The 2,652-nt window shown below is 43.1% G+C and carries 2 protein-coding genes and 1 pseudogene; 2 read left to right on the forward strand and 1 reads right to left on the reverse strand.

What is annotated here, in order from left to right; all coding sequences use genetic code 11:
- Positions 1 to 265 (forward strand): annotated as a pseudogene (locus tag PX484_RS24290) (IS630 family transposase); the annotation flags it as partial.
- Positions 266 to 720: 455 nt separating this feature from the next.
- Here the strand turns inward: PX484_RS24290 and rpsD are convergent.
- Entirely contained in the window at positions 721 to 1,329 is a 609-nt protein-coding gene (rpsD, locus tag PX484_RS24295) for a 30S ribosomal protein S4 (RefSeq protein ID WP_002798058.1), read from the reverse strand.
- A gap of 359 nt (positions 1,330 to 1,688) precedes the next feature.
- Here rpsD and PX484_RS24300 point away from each other — a divergent pair, with 359 nt between their 5' ends.
- Positions 1,689 to 2,189, forward strand: coding sequence for a bifunctional nuclease family protein (locus tag PX484_RS24300; RefSeq protein WP_002803501.1), 501 nt, complete (start codon positions 1,689 to 1,691; stop codon positions 2,187 to 2,189).
- Positions 2,190 to 2,652: the final 463 nt, after the last annotated feature.

Consider the following 2,652-nt stretch of genomic DNA (forward strand, 5'->3'; position numbering starts at 1 on the left):
ATTAATGCAAAGTTTTTTAGCTGAAGTAAATGAAGGTTTAGCTCCAGAAAACTGGAAAATAACTTGTCATTTATTTGCTCCTTATGCTCCTGAAGAAAATCCGATTGAAGCAATTTGGCTATCATTAAAAACTCTGGTAAGGAGATGCTACCGTTTCTGTAAAAATTTTGGGATTATGAAGAAGATATTTAATCTTTTAATCAACCTTAAACTATTTACTTTTCCTAATCTCCACAATTACGATGCTTTTTCATGTCTTATTTGAAAACGCTATAACAGTACCAATTATTGTCAAGGATAAGTACCTAAGTAAAATTAATTACACATCTAAGCCACTACTCCGTCAGACTTCTGGTGTGAGGAAACAGTGAACTGAAAACTCAAATCCGATCCCTAATAGCTGTTTCCCGTCTCCCGTCTCCTGTCTCCTGTCTCGACTAGGAAATTAATTTTGCACGACTACTTATAGCTATAAAAATGAGTAACTTTAAAAAGCTTTAGGTAGGTTTTTGGTTTCTGTAGTTAATCCCAGATGGTATCATTGAATTATTGGCCACACCTGCACTGAGTTATCAGTCTGGTTAATTTTTTCGGAAGAGAGATTTATTTTCTAATTTTGTTTCTAGCATCGTATTTTTGCTATTTGTCAACCTAAATTTAACCAATAAAATAAGGACGCTGCCAATTGCGTCCTCAAGGTATCTGGAAAAGGCTTTTTTCCTAGACTTTCCGAGAGTAGTATTCCACTACTAACAGTTCATTAATCGAGAGGGCAATCCATTCTCTTTCCACAACGCCATTAACTTTGCCCACGAGGGTATTTTTGTCAAATTCCAAATGACTCGGCAGGTTGGCTAAACCGGGGTATTCCATATTTCTTTTGACTAGATCCTGGGAACGCTCTTGATTTCTAACTCCAATCACATCACCCGGACGGCACTGATAACTGGCAATATCCACAACTCTACCGTTAACGGTGACGTGACCGTGATTGACTAATTGTCGCGCCCCCGGAATTGTCCCGGCCATACCGAGACGGAAAACGGTATTATCCAGACGCATTTCTAAGAGTTGCAGCAGCACCTGACCGGTGGAACCAGTAGCCCGGCGAGCTTTGCGGACATAGCGAATTAATTGTTTCTCGCTGACACCGTAGTTAAAACGCAGTTTTTGTTTTTCTTCTAGACGAATGGCATATTCTGAACGTTTTTTGCGGGCCTGGCCATGTTGCCCTGGTGCATAGGCACGACGGGCATTTTTACGGGTTAGGCCCGGTAATTCCCCTAAACGACGCACAACGCGCAAGCGCGGTCCTCTATAACGAGACATACAGACAGTCTGCTCCTATTTAAATTTATCCCAAAACTGTTATCATAGCACAAATTGAGCAATTTAGTTGGGAAGTGGGAGTAGGGAGTGGGTAGAGGGAATTATGAATTATGAATTATGAATTATGAATTATGAATTGGGGAGCGGGGAGTGGGGAGCAAAAAGCAGCAAGATTGGATCGGGGTATCCTGACTCCTGACTCCTATCTACTGAGGGCAGGTGATGTATTTTTTTCGTTAAAGATGAGGCTAATCTCCCCCATCTTAGGGCATACTGTGAGTGTAACGAAGCACTATATTACTCAGGTTGCTTTCCCACTCCTTCCCTAGCTGAATCTCTATCTTGGAGAAGCCATAGTCATGATCGAAATGAAAGTCGCTGGAATTGCCCTAGACGCTATCACTCGCAGTCCCATTGTACTGCTGAAGGATGGTTCTGAGCGTCGCGCCCTACCTATCTACATCGGACAAGATCAGGCTAAGGCCATTATGACCGTCCTCGAACAACAAAAACCCCCTCGTCCTCTCACCCACGATTTGATCGTTAATATTTTTAAAGCTTGGGACATGGATTTAGAAAAAATTATCATCCATTCTCTCCAAGATAATACTTTTTATGCTGTTCTCTGTCTCCAGCGCGGCGAAGTCAAAAAAGAAATCGATTGTCGTCCCAGTGATGCGATCGCTATTGCCCTGCGTACCAACAGTCCCGTCTGGGTAATGGAAGAAGTGATCGCTTCCGCTTCTATTCCTGTTGATCGTGACGCGGATGAAGAGGAACGTCAAGCTTTTCGCAATTTCGTCTCCAATCTTAGCCCCTCAGACCTGATCCAACGTCGCGGTGATTTTAGTGATCAGTGATCTTGAAGCGGTCAGCCGTCAGCCGTCGGCTAGATAAAAATGATAATAACAGGGAAATTATTAGGGGTCGAGAATAGAATCGCCCCCATCCCCTCCCATTCGGAACCTTACATGAGACTTTCGCCTCATACGGATATTGGAACCCACATTCCGCACCCTCAACTGTCACATAATAGCTCCTGCAAGCGTGGTGTTTGATTACTGCTAATTCTAACGGAAAATCTTGCCCCTTGCCTCTTGCCTCATCTCAACAAGCAATTTAATTTAAATGCGCGAGCAGAGCTTATCCAAAAAGGTTTTTAGATTTATTCAGCAGGCCCTATTTAGGGTCTGCTGAAAAAGTTTTTCCTAGGGGCAGGGTGTAGGGTGTAGGGTGTGGGGTGTGGGGTTTTACCGATTTTGAGGGGGTCAATTACCTAATTTTCAGGGAAAAAGTAGCTGAATTTCCCCCTGATCACTCCCA

The organism is Microcystis sp. M49636_WE2, from assembly GCF_030065375.1.
Lineage (GTDB): Bacteria > Cyanobacteriota > Cyanobacteriia > Cyanobacteriales > Microcystaceae > Microcystis > Microcystis aeruginosa_C.